This window comes from Wolbachia endosymbiont (group B) of Limnophora tigrina (assembly GCF_964263235.1).
Taxonomy (GTDB): domain Bacteria; phylum Pseudomonadota; class Alphaproteobacteria; order Rickettsiales; family Anaplasmataceae; genus Wolbachia.
This window is the reverse complement of sequence record NZ_OZ181655.1, coordinates 546415-560657: the sequence shown is the minus strand read 5'-3', so window position 1 is coordinate 560657 and position 14243 is coordinate 546415. Positions and strand designations below refer to the sequence as shown.

Sequence of the window (14243 nt, the reverse complement as noted above, 5' to 3'; positions counted from 1 at the left end):
CTTTGATCCAAAAAGGTCGCCTTACACCAAACAAAGAGTAGAGAAAATCATAAGATAAACCTTCAACTAGCCCCACTTATTCGCTATACTGCTCTAGGTTTTCATAGTTTTTCTAGTTGATGAACATTTTCAAACAGGTTTCCTCTCTAATTTCCAGCAAATTAAATGAGTTGAAGCAAAGGGGTGTCATAAATACAAGTGCGGCAAATTTTATTGTAGAGCCTCCAAGCAATAGAGCACATGGTGATATCTATACAAATGTTGCTATGGTGCTTGCAAAGCATGAAAAGAAGAATTCAGTCGAGATTGCAGGGATGTTAGCAAGAGAATTTAAACCTTTTGATGAAGTTGCAAAAGTGGAAATAGCAGGCCCTGGTTTCATCAACATGCACTTAAAAATAGAAGTATGGCATGGAATTTTAAAACAAATAAATGAGCTGAAAACAGAGTTTGGCACCCTAGATATAGGGAACAATCAGGCCATCAATGTTGAGTTTGTATCTGCAAATCCAACTGGTCCACTGCATATTGGTCATGCAAGAGGGGCAGTATTTGGTGACGTTCTGGCAAATTTATTGAAAAAAGTTGGTTATAAAGTTACTAAGGAATACTATATTAATGATGCTGGAGCGCAGATAGATACACTAATAAAGTCAGTATATTTGCGGTATAAGGAAGCTCTGGGAGAAAAAATCAGCATCGAAAAAGGTTTATACCCAGGTGGATATTTAAAACCGATAGGGAATGGGCTGGCCAAAAAATATGGCAAGGAGCTTCTAGAAAAGCAAGATAATCAGGTGATTAGGGAATATACTTTAAGTTCTATCTTAGAACTCATAAAGGAAGACATGAACTTACTTGGGGTAAGTCATGATGTTTTTACTTCAGAGTATGAGCTACAAAAAAGTGGCAAAATTGAAGAGAGTATAAAGATATTGTCTGACAAGGGTTTGGTGTATGAAGGGTACCTGGAGAAACCAAAAGGCAAAGAAAGTGAAAATTGGACTCCCAGAAAAGAGATGTTATTTCACTCTACAAAATTTGGTGATGACGTTGACCGCGCATTGAAGAAAGAGGACGGCAGTTGGACTTATTTTGCCTCAGATATCGCTTATCATTTTGATAAGATATCACGTGGTTTTAATAATATGATAGTAGCAGTCGGTAGTGATCATAGTGGTTATATCAAAAGGCTCAAAGCAGTCGTCTCTGCGCTGAGTAATAATCAAGCAAAAATAGAGGTAAAACTGCATAATATTGTGAATTTTTTCGAGAATGGTAAACCTGTTAAAATGTCCAAAAGATCAGGAAACTTCCTTACAGCAAGAGATGTAGTGAAAGAAGTTGGCAAGGACATAACTCGTTTTATAATGTTAACACGCAAGAATGATATGGTCTTGGACTTTGATTTTGCTAAAGTTAAAGAACAGTCAAAAGACAACCCTATTTTTTACGTGCAATATGCGCATGCTCGTGCTCACTCATTAATGCGTAATGCTCCAAAAGAGCTCCCAACAGCAGACCCTTCACTTTTAAAGACCGATGGGGAGGTCTTCCTCATAAAAACCTTAGCAAAGTGGCCAGATGTAGTAGAAACTGCAGCAAGGCTTTATGAGCCACACAGAATTACTTTCTACTTACTTGAAGTTGCAGAAGCGTTTCACGTTTTATGGGGGTATGGCAAGAGTGATTTAAACATGCGGTTCATACTGGAAGACAACTTAAACCTCACCGCTGCAAGAATGTTCCTTGTACAAGCCTTAGCGCACCTCATCGCTTCTGGACTTTCTATCTTCAATATAGAGCCTTTGGAAGAAATGAGTTGACTTTTTTGCCATAATATGTGATAATTAAAATATTATTAAATTTGTAGGTAGAGCTATGGCAATTAAACATGAAGAGTGGAAAAAAATATTAAATGCCGTTAATGACGACAAGGATTTAAATAAAGATAATGTAGTTGAAAAAATAAAAGGGAAATTAAAGGCAGAAGGTAAAGGTGAATATGAAAACATACTCCCCTACATGATGCTGCTGACAAAGGTTATATAGAGATAGTAAATGCTCTAATAGATAGAGAAGCAGATGTTAATGCAGAAAGTGGTTATTTAAAAAGTACTCCTCTACTTAATGCTGCTAGAAATGGTCATATAGATACAGTAAAAGTTCTAATAGCAAAAAGAGCAAAGGTTGATGCAAAAGATATAGATGGATACACTCCTTTACATTTGGCTGCTAGAAATGGTCATACAGAGATAGTTAAAGTTCTATTACAAAGCAATGCAGAAGTCGATGCAGTAGATAAAAATAAAAAAACTCCTTTGCATTGGGCTGCTGAAAAAGGTTGTAAAGAAATAGTAAGTGCTCTAATAGAAAAAGAGGCAAATGTTAATGCAAAAGATCAAGATGGATCGACTCCTTTACGTTGGGCTACTAGAAATGATCTGTATTAAATAGGACTTGATCTGACACTTAAAATAAGTAAGTTATAAAATAATAAAAGAAAGGAGTGTTAGAAATGAGTACAATACAAACAAAAATACTAAAACCAAAGCTAGGGTTATTAGAGCTAGCAAAACAACTAGGAAATGTATCTCAAGCATGCAAAGTGATGGGATACTCAAGAGATACATTTTATCGGTTTAAGGAGTTATATGAAAATGGAGGAGAGGAAGCATTACATGAAATAAGTAAGAAAAAACCGCTATTAGCGAACAGAGTTTCCGACGATATAGAAAGAGCAGTGATTGGTATAGCAACAGAATTTCCAGCATATGGGCAAGAAAGAGCTGCAAATGAACTGAGAAAAAGAGGTATAATAATTTCTCAGGGAGGAGTAAGGTCTGTATGGCTAAGAAATGACCTTGAAACTCTCAAAAAGAGACTTAAAGCGCTAGAGACAAAAGTAGCTTAAGAAGGAATCATTTTAACTGAAGAACAACTTACAGCTTTAGAAAAAGTTAAAGAACAAAGGGAAGCTCATGGTGAAATTGAGACACAACATCCAGGTTATTTGGGTTCTCAAGATACCTATTATGTGGGCAATATCAAAGGTATAGGGCTAATTTATCAGCAGACTTTTGTTGATACTTATTCGAGAGTTGCAATGCTTTGTTTATCAGAAGCAATTTCAGGGTCCATAATGGTGCTTAAGAATTCTACTTCTTGTATAGTATTGACTTCAGTACATCCTAAAATATCGTTCAAAAAGTGGATAAGAATATTCTTATTTTTTTCAGTGCCAAAGATTTTCTTAAATGTTAAATCTAACTTTGGATCGAGAAATTTAGAAAGAGCCATAGTAAAAATACTGAGAAAAGATTAATAATTATACACTATTATTAACAACTATTCAACCATATTTTTAAGTATAGCTATACCGCCGCGGCCGCTAACACGTAGCGGGATGACGGTTGTCAGGCTAGCTGTCATCCAAGTAGCCGTGTAAAAGACAAGATTTAATGTGACAGACAAGAATTAACTGACAGAAGAATTGAGGTAGTCAAAACTAATATCAGGCTCTTGTTTAATGCTACTAATGTTTTTCTGAAAAGCAATATATTTACTATCAAAAAACGTTTGCATAGGTGTTTTGCCATAGCAATACTTACCCGAGTGAGGCCTTGTCTCATTATAAGAACGCAACCAATAATCAACATCAATCTGTAGATCTTCCAAAGAATTGTAGATTTTCTTTCTAAAGATAATATTGTAACACTCATCTTGCATGGTTCTATGAAATCTTTCACATATGCCATTGGTTTGTGGAGAGTTGGCTTTGGTTCTAGAATGATCGATATTTTCGATTCCCAAATATAACTGATAAGCGTGATTTTCTGGCTTGCCACAATACTCTGTACCCCTATCAGTTAGAATGCGTAATAATGGAATTTTCTGCTCATCAAAAAATGGAATAACTCTATCGTTGAGGAGGTCTGCAGCTGTAATAGCTGTTCTGTCCGTGTAAAGTTTAACCATTGTTGATGTTCTTTGCAGGGATTCTAGTGGGAACAGGTATATAATTGAGATGCAGCTCACTCGTGATAAAGGCTTTGAAAAACGTGCACAACTTTATGCTGCTAAGGCTTACTCAAGACAAGCTGATAAATCTGGTAAATACGTTGATTTAAAGAAGATTTTCTTTATCGCGATTTCAAATTGCACCTTATTTTCTGATAAGCTTGACTATATATCTAGCCATACCATAAGAGATGAGAAAACCAATGAGCATGACTTAAAAGATTTTCAATTTATCTTCATAGAGCTGCCAAAATTTCCTAAGAGTAGAGAAGAACAACTAGAAAGTGTAGTAGACCGTTGGCTATTTTTTTTCAAATATGCAGATGAAACAACGGACGAAGATCTCAGAAAAATTGCAGAAAAATCACCAATAATAAAGCTAGCATATGATGAATTAGATAAGTTTCACTGGAATGAAAAAGATCTAGTAGCTTATGAAGAAAGAATAATGGATCTGCGCAAAGAAGAAGCCATTCTTGAATACAGACTTGATCTTGCTAAAGAGGAAGGTAGAAAAGAAAGGGAAATTGAAGTTGCAAAAAATCTACTTAAAGCAGGGGTTTCTATTGATATCATAGCTCAAACTACTGGTCTTTCCATGAAAGAATTGCAGAATTAAGTGTGAATGGTTACGAAAAATATAAGTTTTTGCGATAAACGACATAGTGATGTATTTGTTGTTCAGCATGTCAGTGGAATATTTTCTGAAAAATTTCCACATAACTCTTTCAGATTTCATAATATCTCTTGCCACTCATCTGAACAGATACCCATTTTGGAGGGATACCAATAATAGTTGTGAGCGGGTGACCACTAGTCCACAAGCATAACACGCTCACGAAACTTTAATGCGATAGCTTGATTTCTACTGAAAGACAGCATTATGCCAAGTGCGATGCTCGAAGATAAAAGAGAAGAACCACCATAGCTAAGTAGTGGCAGGGTTATGCCGGTGGTGGGAAAAACACTCAATGTTACCCCTGTGTTTATTATGAATTGTGTGATGAATTGAATTGAGATACCGAGAATCACCAATAGATTGAATAATTCATTTTCCCTATATGCAACGTAAAGCAAGCGGGCAGAAATGATGCCAAATAACATCAATGTGGCTAAGCACGTAATCAAACCAAATTCTTCTGCTAAAACAGAAAACACAAAATCTGTATGACAATCAGGAAGAGAGGTTTTTACGCTACCTTCACCAGGTCCAACTCCAGTTAATTGACCTCTTTTGAATGCTTCTAATGATTTTGTGACTTGAAAGTTATCGCGCTGCGTAAAAAAGACAAAATTGTAAATCCTTTGCTTTATATGTGGGAGGCATAAGTAAGCTATTGTAGTTCCAGTTGTGGCCATTCCTATTATGCATAGAAAGTATAAAAGTGGTATACATGCAATAAACATTTGACCAATAAAAGAATATGTTAAAAGCATGGACATACTGAAATCAGGTTGCAAAAGTAACAACACAAAAACTAACAGAAATATTATGATTGATATGTGCATTTTAAACTTCATTCCGCTGGCTAAGATACTAGCTATAACAACAGAAAAAAATGGCCTTACGAACTCAGATGGTTGAACTGAAATTTTGACAATATGTAACCATCGTTTCGCACCTTTTACCTCTATACCAAGTATTATCACGACTGCCACTAGAATAGTAAATAAAATGAAACCTGCGAATGAGAGGTTAAGTATAGTTCTTGTGTTGAGAAAAGAAAATGTCACCAGGGTAATTAGTGACAGGACTATATAAATTGTATGGCGCCGTATAAAATAATCTTGTGGTAAAGAAAGACGCTGCGCAATTACAGGGCTTGCTGAATAAACAAGAATGAAGCTTATAGTGAGCAAAAAAAACACTGGAAGGATGAGATAATAATCCAGCGTTCTATACCAGAATTTAATATTCATTTTGTTCCAATGTGTAATGCCACTATTCCATAGCTCATATTATGAAACTCAACATTCTTAAAGCCTACCTCTTCAATTTCCATTTTAAAATCAGCCTTAGTTGGAAACTCTCTAATGCTCTTCACTAAATATTCATAAGAACTCCTGTCTTTAGCAACTATGCTGCCAATTTTAGGAATTACTTTAAATGAATATAAGTCATAAAGTTTGGTAAACATCTCATTTTGATAGTGCATAGGGGCAAATTCTAAGCAGATAAATTTCCCATGTGGTTTTAATACCCTGTGCGCCTCACTTAAAGCCTTCTTGCGGTCAGAAACGTTTCGAATGCCAAAAGCTATTGTGCAATAATCAAATTCAGAGTCTTCAAATGGTAAACTTTCTGCATTCGCACATACCCAATCAAAATTAATTTGGTTTGAATTTATAGCTTTATCACGTCCTCTGCTTAGCATATTTTGATTTATGTCACATACTGTAACCTTAGCACTTGGCTCTTTTCTTACTATTCTTATTGCTATATCTCCAGTTCCTCCAGCAACATCTAAAATCTTAGAGTTTTTTGTAAAATGCACACTATTTACCATCTTATCTTTCCATAATCTGTGCATTCCGAGGCTCATTATATCATTCATGGTGTCGTAGCGACTTGCCACGGAATCGAATACCTCTTTAACTAATTGTGATTTCTTCTCGATTTTTATAGTAGACATTACGTAAAGTCGCTCAACTCCTTTATAATTAGTAAAAATTAATTTGAATTAACACAAATGTCAACGACAGGCCTTGAGCCTATTGAAATCTTCTTCAGCGTGGTATGATGACCGAGTTAGTGGGCTTGATGCAACCACTAAGAAACCTTTGGAGTAAGCAACGTATTTATAATGCTCAAATTCCTCTGGGGTAACATACCTATCAAGTTTTGCATGTTTTGGAGTTGGTTGTAGATATTGACCAATTGTAATAAAATCAACCTCAGCACTGCGCAAATCGTCCATAACCTGAAGTATTTCCTCTTTTGTTTCTCCAAGACCAACCATAAGCCCTGACTTTGTGAAAACTTTAGGATTAATCTGCTTTACCATCTTCAACAAATATAGTGAATGAAAATAGCGAGCTCGTGGTCTTATTTTTGCATACAATCTCGGCACTGTTTCAATATTGTGGTTATAGACATCAGGTGATGCAACAGCAATTGCTTCAAATGCTCCTTTCTTATTTAAAAAATCAGGAGTTAAAATCTCTATTGTTGTTTCTGAAGTTATCTTTCTAATTTCTTCTATGCACTGTATAAACTGATTTGCGCCACCATCTGGTAAATCATCACGATCAACAGAAGTAATGACAACATGTTTTAAGTTTAACTTTTTTGTCGCTTTTGCTAAATTTTCTGGCTCATGAGGGTCTAGTTTATCAGGAATGCCAGTTGCAACGTTGCAAAATGCACAAGCACGAGTACAAACAGAACCAAGAATCATCACAGTAGCATGACGTTTATTCCAACATTCACCAATATTTGGACATGCAGCTTCTTCACATACCGTATGTAAGTTATGCAGTTTAACGGTGTTTAAGGTTTCATTGAATACTTTACCAGTTGGAGCTTTTGCTCTGAGCCATGGAGGCTTACTATGCATCTGAAACGGCTAACTCTACCTCTTGCTTTACTAAAACTTTTTTCAACCTTCTTTTTATCTTCTGCGCTTTCTCACTTAGTTTAATCGTTCTTGTGTTAAGCAAAAAAGCATCTAAATCACCTTTGTAATCTATAGTTCTCAAAGTTCTTGTTGCTACACGAAATCTAAACTTTTTATTCAATATATCACTTGTCAACGTAACCTTATGTAAATTTAAAAGAAAGGTACGCTTTGTTTTACGATTCGAATGTGATACCTTATTACCAAAAGATTTTTTTCTATTTGTTAATTCACAAACTCTACTCACTTCAATATACCAAATTATTCTATGTACTTAGATTACCTTATATAGTCAAATAGTCAATACTCTCTTGCTTAATTTTTATACCATATACTGCTTTGTAGCCAAAAAATATCGTAATTTTTTCTATTATAAGAGAAATCATATGCTGAATTTCTAATGCTTTACTGCCATTTGTTACTACTAGATGCAATACACCCGAATTTATATTCTGTGCATATGAGATCTTTTTCGGTTTTGTACACTCTGCTATTTCTTTCCCTACTATATTTCGCCAGTTTAAAATCAGACGTATTTCATTTTTGCTAATCTTATTTTTCATGCATTTTAATGCGTAATTTTCAATTATAGATTTTAACTTCTTTGGCCCGCTGTGTTTAAGCATTTTTCTGCTATGAACCAGACTCTTCCATGGTTACAACATAGTGTGATGGATATTGTTTATAAGCTCCAGTAACTGTGTCAATAACAAAACCAGGCAACCACAGTAGGTTTAATAAAACAACCTTATTAAAACTTTCACCTACCATCACATTTAATTGTTTATAACCTGCTTTTTTACAGTCAACAAACAATGATCCCGAACCTCGCTGAATAACCACTACCCCAGGATTAGATGTGATAGAATGGCTCATTCCAGATGGGTCATGTACGATGCATCTAACTTTTTCTATCAAGTCACCATTATCATCTACTACTTTCATTTGAATTGCTTGTGTAGAACCGGAAAACATTGTTGCAAAGCAACCGGTTAGTAACACAGTTATAGACAACATTAAACAAATATTTAGTAATCTAGAATGTATGCAATATTGATATAATCTAAACACAATAACCTCAAAAATCAATTTTTATCATTCTATAACTTTGACATAGAGTACAATTGTTTGTCAATCCCAGTGTTACAACTGGGATTGTAGCTGCTTTAACGACAACTCTACCCTCTAGCCTCATACCGTAAAAGCAGTATTTTTTATGCAAAGCTTATTTCAACGTAGCACTTGTTAAGTAAGTCGTTCCATTCAAAAATTTTTGTTTTAATTAACCTTCTAGTTGTTTTTAATTATAATTGGTTAAATTATTATTAACTTGCCAGATAAAAATAGCATAATCAATATGCAAATTGCAATAGAAACTATATTTGTGTATGGTTGATTGCTGATCTTTCCTCAATCCAAGCTGCTTGAATAGCTTCGAGTATTTTTTCGTTACAGCGTTTTTCGTCATCATCAAATTCCTCTAAACTCAAAACCTTTTTTTTAAGCTCAGTGAATCTGATATTCATTATATTCTCATCTGGAAATTTTTCCTCTAGAGCTTCTACAATATCTTCTATATCAAGCCATTTCATACTTTTTTGTATTTATCTGCTAAGTTAAATTGGTGCCCATGGGGAGACTTGAACTCCCAAGGTCGCAAAACCCACGGATTTTAAGTCCGCTGCGTCTACCGATTCCGCCACACGGGCTTTTTTTTTATCTATCTAGAGTAAAACTCTACTACTAAATTGACTTCCATGTCTGCTGAATAAGGAACCTCAGAATATTGAGGTGACCTCAAATACTTCACTGAATGCTCTTTACTATCTGTCTCTAAATAATCCGGGGCCTTGCGCTCTTGTTTTTGTTCAGCTTCTACTACTACAGGGATTTTTGCTGCCCTTTCTCTTATTTTTATTATATCACCTGGTTTCACTCGATAACTCGATATGTTGACCACCTTATCATTAACTGTAACGTGCTTATGAGATATGAGCTGCTTCGCTGCATAAATTGTTGGCACAAGACTAGAGTGGTATAAAACAGAACTGAGCCTTGATTCTAAAATACCGATAAAATTATCAGCCGTATAACCCCTTCTGTTATAAGCATCTAAAAATGTACGTCTGAGCTGCTTACTTGAAATCGCATAGTAAAACTTAAATTTCTTATGCGCAGCAAACTGCTTACCAAAGTCGGATAACTTCTTGAATCCAAGAATACCATGTTGACCTGGAGGGTATTTCCTTTTGTTTACTGGGTCTTTAGCTCTACCCCATAAATTTACACCAAGTCTACGGCTAATCCTATACTTTCTAGTGATAACAGTTGTCATATAAAAACTCTCAAGATTTAACTTTAGATTATTAAGGATTTTAGCACTCAGTGTCAACTTGTTTTTGCTGGTATAATCTTTTATACTTTATTTTTAAGTTTTTCTATGAATCATCTATCTTTGGAATCTATGGCAAACGCCATCCGTTTTTTATCAATTGATGCAGTACAAAAAGCAAACTCTGGACACCCAGGTATGCCACTTGGCATGGCAGATGTTGCAACTGTTTTGTTTGCTAAATACCTGAATCATAATCCTGATGATTCTAAATGGTTCAATAGAGATCGCTTTGTTTTATCAAACGGTCATGGGTCAATGTTACTATACTCAATATTATATTTGACAGGTTATATTAGCATAGATGAGCTAAAAAACTTCAGGCAAATGGGATCCAAGACCCCAGGTCATCCAGAGTTTGGCTTGATTCCCGGGGTAGAGGCAACAACAGGCCCGCTCGGTCAGGGGTTTGCCGCTGCTGTTGGCATGGCACTTGCTGAATCAATCCTTAAAAAGCAATTCAGAATCAATCACTACACTTACGTAATGCTAGGGGATGGCTGTCTTATGGAAGGAATAAGCCATGAAGCAGCATCACTTGCTGGGCATCTTAAATTGAATAAATTAATAGCCCTTTTTGATGATAATGATATCTCTATAGATGGCGCTACTTGCCTTTCCTGCTCTGATGATGTAGAGAAACGCTTCTTAGCGTATGGATGGAATGTTGACAAAATTGATGGCCATGATTTTGATGCCATATCCCTTGCAATAGAGCAAGCAAAAAAATCTGATAAACCTACAATGATCTGCTGCAAAACTATTATCGGAAAATTTTCAAGCCGTGCTGGCACATCCTCTGCTCACAGTGGTGCTTTTTCGGAGGAAGACATCAAACAGATGAGAGAGAAATTAAACTGGAATTATGAACCATTTCATGTACCAGAAGATGTGAAAAACGCCTGGAAGAAAACTGTTGAGAGAGCAAAACAAAATTACAATTCATTGTCATTCCAGTGCTTGACCAGTGAAAATGAGGAATTGCAAAGAAGACTCGGTAAGCGTTTGCCGGATAATATCGATAGTGTTTTGGGTGGTCTAAAGAAACAAATATGTGAGCTAATGCCAAACGAAGCTACACGTTCTTCTTTCGGCATGGTAATGGAACTTTTAACACAACATATGCCGGGATTAATCGGCGGTTCTGCTGATCTTACTGGGTCAAATTGCACTAAATATAAGCACATGCAGGTAATAGATAGTAATAATTATAGTGGTTCTTATGTCCACTATGGAGTGAGAGAGCACGCTATGGCAGCTTGTATGAATGGTATGGCTCTTCACGGCGCGATTCTTCCTTATGGTGGCACTTTTTTGGTATTTTCTGACTACTGTCGTCCTGCTATACGCCTTTCAGCTTTGATGAAACAGCAGGTCATATATGTCATGACTCATGACTCAATTGGAGTGGGAGAAGATGGTCCAACTCACCAACCAATAGAGCATTTAGCTTCTTTGCGCGCTATACCAAATCTATATGTTTTTAGGCCAGCAGATGCAGTTGAAACTCTAGAGTGTGTTAGCATTGCACTCGAAAAAAAAGAATCCCCAGCACTGTTTGCACTCTCAAGGCAGAATGTTAATTATGTGCGCAAACTTGACATCGATCAATCTGCTAATCTATCGAAGTTTGGTGCATATGTTTTGTGTGAATGTTCAAAAGAATTAAAAGTGACAATATTTGCTACGGGGTCCGAGGTTGAAATTGCAGTTGAAGCAAGGGAGAAATTGCAGGAAAAAGACATAGGTACAAGGGTTGTTTCTATGCCATGCTGGAGGCTTTTTGACGAGCAAAGTGATGAATATAAAGCGACAATATTAAATAATGACAGCATTAAAGTTGCAATTGAAGCCGGAAGTGAAATGGGTTGGCATAAATATATAGGTTCAAACGGTATATTTATTGGCATGAAAAGCTTCGGAGAATCAGCACCTTATAAAACACTTTATGAGCATTTTAATATCAACGTCGATCATGTAGTAAAATGTGTGTGTGAATTTTATCATTCCACTGCACATATTCAATAGAAACTACTTGACACATTTTGCCAGCCCCCTTATCATAACAGTGAAGGTATTCAGTTATCTTCATCTGTGCAGATTAAACAGCAAAAAAACAACGTAGTTGGCGTCTTATTTTTAATTTTTTGCACTATGTGCACCTTATGTCTTCACAACATTTCTGGGTTTTTACCTATATAAGCTGAAACGCGCTTATAAGTCGTTTAAGACAGTATAGAACGCCAATTTGCAGGATTAGAGAGTGAACACTAATTACCACGGGATTTCTTTGCCTTTTTTTCTGCTTAGTAAATTTCTTAAACATTCAAGCTAAGGTTAGTTGCACTTAAAAGCAGCTAAATTGCAGCGTTTAAGGCTTAAAAAACGCCAATACTGAAAATAGACAATGACCAGGGCTTCTTTTGCCTTTTTTTTCATTTGGTAAGTTTTTTAATATTTATAGTTAAACGACAACCGTCATCCCGCTGCTTGTTAGCGGCTGAGATACCGCCGCGGTATGACGGTTAAGTAGGGTGTCATCCCAGTACTGGGATGACACCCTCATAAGGTGAAATGAGATCCCAGTGTCACGCACTGGGATGACATTATAAGGGCACTGGGATGACAGAAGGAGGTACTGGGATGACAGGAAAAGGAGGCTACTTAGAGAGGATGTCATTCCAGTGCGTGACGCTGGAATCTAGTAAACCTTTAGCTGTATTAAATAGGACTTGATCTGACACTTAAAATAAGTAAGTTATAAAATAATAAAAGAAAGGAGTGTTAGAAATGAGTACAATACAAACAAAAATACTAAAACCAAAGCTAGGGTTATTAGAGCTAGCAAAACAACTAGGAAATGTATCTCAAGCATGCAAAGTGATGGGATACTCAAGAGATACATTTTATCGGTTTAAGGAGTTATATGAAAATGGAGGAGAGGAAGCATTACATGAAATAAGTAAGAAAAAACCGCTATTAGCGAACAGAGTTTCCGACGATATAGAAAGAGCAGTGATTGGTATAGCAACAGAATTTCCAGCATATGGGCAAGAAAGAGCTGCAAATGAACTGAGAAAAAGAGGTATAATAATTTCTCAGGGAGGAGTAAGGTCTGTATGGCTAAGAAATGACCTTGAAACTCTCAAAAAGAGACTTAAAGCGCTAGAGACAAAAGTAGCTTAAGAAGGAATCATTTTAACTGAAGAACAACTTACAGCTTTAGAAAAAGTTAAAGAACAAAGGGAAGCTCATGGTGAAATTGAGACACAACATCCAGGTTATTTGGGTTCTCAAGATACCTATTATGTGGGCAATATCAAAGGTATAGGGCTAATTTATCAGCAGACTTTTGTTGATACTTATTCGAGAGTTGCAATGGTTAAACTTTACACGGACAGAACAGCTATTACAGCTGCAGACCTCCTCAACGATAGAGTTATTCCATTTTTTGATGAGCAGAAAATTCCATTATTACGCATTCTAACTGATAGGGGTACAGAGTATTGTGGCAAGCCAGAAAATCACGCTTATCAGTTATATTTGGGAATCGAAAATATCGATCATTCTAGAACCAAAGCCAACTCTCCACAAACCAATGGCATATGTGAAAGATTTCATAGAACCATGCAAGATGAGTGTTACAATATTATCTTTAGAAAGAAAATCTACAATTCTTTGGAAGATCTACAGATTGATGTTGATTATTGGTTGCGTTCTTATAATGAGACAAGGCCTCACTCGGGTAAGTATTGCTATGGCAAAACACCTATGCAAACGTTTTTTGATAGTAAATATATTGCTTTTCAGAAAAACATTAGTAGCATTAAACAAGAGCCTGATATTAGTTTTGACTACCTCAATTCTTCTGTCAGTTAATTCTTGTCTGTCACATTAAATCTTGTCTTTTACATTTGAACTCGTCAGTATCAAGCTTTTCAATATCAAAAACACCGATCCACACACTAGAGATGTTATTATCAGTGTGTTCTGAAAAGATTTTTCTAACCTGATAAATATTGTTAGCTAAATTCGTTCTTTCACCCCCATTTAGAGAGCAATGAGAGTTTATAAAAATGGAACCTAGATTATCTTGGTAATCATGGTTTAATATTTGGCTACCAGAAAAATATTCATTTTCATCATAGTGTTTTCCTTCTTCTGTAATACTTATATTACTCATCCCACACCTCCATGCAAAATTACATTATCAC

15 protein-coding genes, 1 tRNA gene and 4 pseudogenes are annotated in these 14243 nt (G+C 35.9%); 7 read left to right on the top strand and 13 right to left on the bottom strand.

Features of this window, described 5'->3' with window-relative positions:
- Positions 1–119 precede the first annotated feature (119 nt).
- From argS to ACE38O_RS02800, 4 genes and pseudogenes are all read left to right on the top strand, one after another.
- Entirely contained in the window at positions 120–1826 is a 1707-nt protein-coding gene (gene argS / locus ACE38O_RS02815) for an arginine--tRNA ligase (RefSeq protein ID WP_374699015.1), read from the top strand.
- Positions 1827–1881: 55 nt separating this feature from the next.
- Positions 1882–2052, top strand: coding sequence for a hypothetical protein (locus tag ACE38O_RS02810; RefSeq protein WP_374699014.1), 171 nt, complete (start codon positions 1882–1884; stop codon positions 2050–2052).
- A complete protein-coding gene (locus ACE38O_RS02805; protein WP_374699070.1) occupies positions 2049–2453 on the top strand; it encodes an ankyrin repeat domain-containing protein in 405 nt (134 codons plus the stop codon). The genes ACE38O_RS02810 and ACE38O_RS02805 overlap by 4 nt, the downstream gene beginning before the upstream one ends.
- A 65-nt stretch (positions 2454–2518) precedes the next feature.
- Positions 2519–3106: pseudogene (locus ACE38O_RS02800) on the top strand (helix-turn-helix domain-containing protein); the annotation flags it as partial.
- Here ACE38O_RS02800 and ACE38O_RS02795 read toward each other — a convergent pair.
- Positions 3106–3300, bottom strand: a pseudogene (locus ACE38O_RS02795) (PD-(D/E)XK nuclease family transposase); the annotation flags it as partial. The pseudogenes ACE38O_RS02800 and ACE38O_RS02795 overlap by 1 nt on opposite strands.
- A 177-nt stretch (positions 3301–3477) precedes the next feature.
- Positions 3478–3972 (bottom strand): annotated as a pseudogene (locus ACE38O_RS02790) (integrase core domain-containing protein); the annotation flags it as partial.
- Positions 3973–4027: 55 nt separating this feature from the next.
- On the opposite strand from ACE38O_RS02790, the gene ACE38O_RS02785 reads away from it, so the two are divergent.
- A complete protein-coding gene (locus ACE38O_RS02785; protein ID WP_374699013.1) occupies positions 4028–4639 on the top strand; it encodes an Rpn family recombination-promoting nuclease/putative transposase in 612 nt (203 codons plus the stop codon).
- Positions 4640–4833: 194 nt separating this feature from the next.
- Here the strand turns inward: ACE38O_RS02785 and ACE38O_RS02780 are convergent, their stop codons facing one another.
- The 9 genes from ACE38O_RS02780 to rpsD all read right to left on the bottom strand — a co-directional run bounded on the left by ACE38O_RS02780 (position 4834) and on the right by rpsD (position 9972).
- Positions 4834–5940: an FtsW/RodA/SpoVE family cell cycle protein gene (locus ACE38O_RS02780; RefSeq protein WP_374699012.1), complete on the bottom strand. Its 1107-nt coding sequence runs from the start codon at positions 5938–5940 to the stop codon at positions 4834–4836.
- Positions 5937–6653, bottom strand: a complete 717-nt coding sequence (gene ubiE / locus ACE38O_RS02775; protein WP_374699011.1) for a bifunctional demethylmenaquinone methyltransferase/2-methoxy-6-polyprenyl-1,4-benzoquinol methylase UbiE — start codon at positions 6651–6653, stop codon at positions 5937–5939. Before ubiE ends, ACE38O_RS02780 begins: the two co-directional genes overlap by 4 nt.
- 60 nt (positions 6654–6713) lie before the next feature.
- A complete protein-coding gene (lipA, locus tag ACE38O_RS02770; protein ID WP_374699010.1) occupies positions 6714–7577 on the bottom strand; it encodes a lipoyl synthase in 864 nt (287 codons plus the stop codon).
- Positions 7570–7884: a 50S ribosomal protein L28 gene (rpmB, locus tag ACE38O_RS02765; RefSeq protein WP_006279619.1), complete on the bottom strand. Its 315-nt coding sequence runs from the start codon at positions 7882–7884 to the stop codon at positions 7570–7572. Before rpmB ends, lipA begins: the two co-directional genes overlap by 8 nt.
- Positions 7885–7921: 37 nt before the next feature.
- Complete coding sequence (locus ACE38O_RS02760) at positions 7922–8263, bottom strand: DUF721 domain-containing protein (protein ID WP_064125521.1); 342 nt, start codon at positions 8261–8263, stop codon at positions 7922–7924.
- A 7-nt stretch (positions 8264–8270) separates the two neighbouring features.
- On the bottom strand, positions 8271–8582 hold the full coding sequence (locus tag ACE38O_RS02755) for a hypothetical protein (RefSeq protein ID WP_374699009.1): 312 nt from the start codon (positions 8580–8582) through the stop codon (positions 8271–8273).
- 431 nt (positions 8583–9013) lie between these two features.
- Positions 9014–9229, bottom strand: coding sequence for a Fe-S cluster assembly protein IscX (gene iscX, locus ACE38O_RS02750; protein ID WP_374699008.1), 216 nt, complete (start codon positions 9227–9229; stop codon positions 9014–9016).
- Between the two features lie 30 nt (positions 9230–9259).
- Positions 9260–9346: transfer RNA gene (locus tag ACE38O_RS02745), tRNA-Leu, on the bottom strand.
- 11 nt (positions 9347–9357) lie between these two features.
- A complete protein-coding gene (gene rpsD / locus ACE38O_RS02740; protein ID WP_096616967.1) occupies positions 9358–9972 on the bottom strand; it encodes a 30S ribosomal protein S4 in 615 nt (204 codons plus the stop codon).
- A 105-nt stretch (positions 9973–10077) separates the two neighbouring features.
- Here rpsD and tkt point away from each other — a divergent pair, with 105 nt between their 5' ends.
- Positions 10078–12057 (top strand): transketolase, encoded by a 1980-nt coding sequence (tkt, locus tag ACE38O_RS02735; RefSeq protein WP_374699007.1) that lies wholly within the window; start codon positions 10078–10080, stop codon positions 12055–12057.
- Positions 12058–12493: 436 nt separating this feature from the next.
- Here the strand turns inward: tkt and ACE38O_RS02730 are convergent, their stop codons facing one another.
- Positions 12494–12709: a hypothetical protein gene (locus tag ACE38O_RS02730; protein WP_374699006.1), complete on the bottom strand. Its 216-nt coding sequence runs from the start codon at positions 12707–12709 to the stop codon at positions 12494–12496.
- A 110-nt stretch (positions 12710–12819) separates the two neighbouring features.
- Between ACE38O_RS02730 and ACE38O_RS02725 the strand changes: the two are divergent.
- Positions 12820–13908, top strand: a pseudogene (locus ACE38O_RS02725) (IS481 family transposase).
- Between the two features lie 10 nt (positions 13909–13918).
- Here the strand turns inward: ACE38O_RS02725 and ACE38O_RS02720 are convergent.
- On the bottom strand, positions 13919–14212 hold the full coding sequence (locus ACE38O_RS02720; RefSeq protein WP_374699005.1) for a hypothetical protein: 294 nt from the start codon (positions 14210–14212) through the stop codon (positions 13919–13921).
- Positions 14213–14243 lie beyond the last annotated feature (31 nt).

What these genes read in the sequence shown, in the direction of transcription:
- tkt (WP_374699007.1), top strand. Translation starts at nt 10,078, where the DNA reads ATGAATCATCTATCTTTGGAATCTATGGCAAACGCCATCCGTTTTTTA.
- ACE38O_RS02810 (WP_374699014.1), top strand. Translation starts at nt 1,882, where the DNA reads ATGGCAATTAAACATGAAGAGTGGAAAAAAATATTAAATGCCGTTAAT.
- ACE38O_RS02760 (WP_064125521.1), bottom strand. Translation starts at nt 8,263, where the DNA reads ATGCTTAAACACAGCGGGCCAAAGAAGTTAAAATCTATAATTGAAAAT.
- ACE38O_RS02755 (WP_374699009.1), bottom strand. Translation starts at nt 8,582, where the DNA reads ATGAAAGTAGTAGATGATAATGGTGACTTGATAGAAAAAGTTAGATGC.
- lipA (WP_374699010.1), bottom strand. Translation starts at nt 7,577, where the DNA reads ATGCATAGTAAGCCTCCATGGCTCAGAGCAAAAGCTCCAACTGGTAAA.
- ACE38O_RS02730 (WP_374699006.1), bottom strand. Translation starts at nt 12,709, where the DNA reads ATGACATCCTCTCTAAGTAGCCTCCTTTTCCTGTCATCCCAGTACCTC.
- ACE38O_RS02780 (WP_374699012.1), bottom strand. Translation starts at nt 5,940, where the DNA reads ATGAATATTAAATTCTGGTATAGAACGCTGGATTATTATCTCATCCTT.
- ubiE (WP_374699011.1), bottom strand. Translation starts at nt 6,653, where the DNA reads ATGTCTACTATAAAAATCGAGAAGAAATCACAATTAGTTAAAGAGGTA.
- ACE38O_RS02785 (WP_374699013.1), top strand. Translation starts at nt 4,028, where the DNA reads ATGCAGCTCACTCGTGATAAAGGCTTTGAAAAACGTGCACAACTTTAT.
- argS (WP_374699015.1), top strand. Translation starts at nt 120, where the DNA reads ATGAACATTTTCAAACAGGTTTCCTCTCTAATTTCCAGCAAATTAAAT.
- rpsD (WP_096616967.1), bottom strand. Translation starts at nt 9,972, where the DNA reads ATGACAACTGTTATCACTAGAAAGTATAGGATTAGCCGTAGACTTGGT.
- ACE38O_RS02720 (WP_374699005.1), bottom strand. Translation starts at nt 14,212, where the DNA reads ATGAGTAATATAAGTATTACAGAAGAAGGAAAACACTATGATGAAAAT.
- iscX (WP_374699008.1), bottom strand. Translation starts at nt 9,229, where the DNA reads ATGAAATGGCTTGATATAGAAGATATTGTAGAAGCTCTAGAGGAAAAA.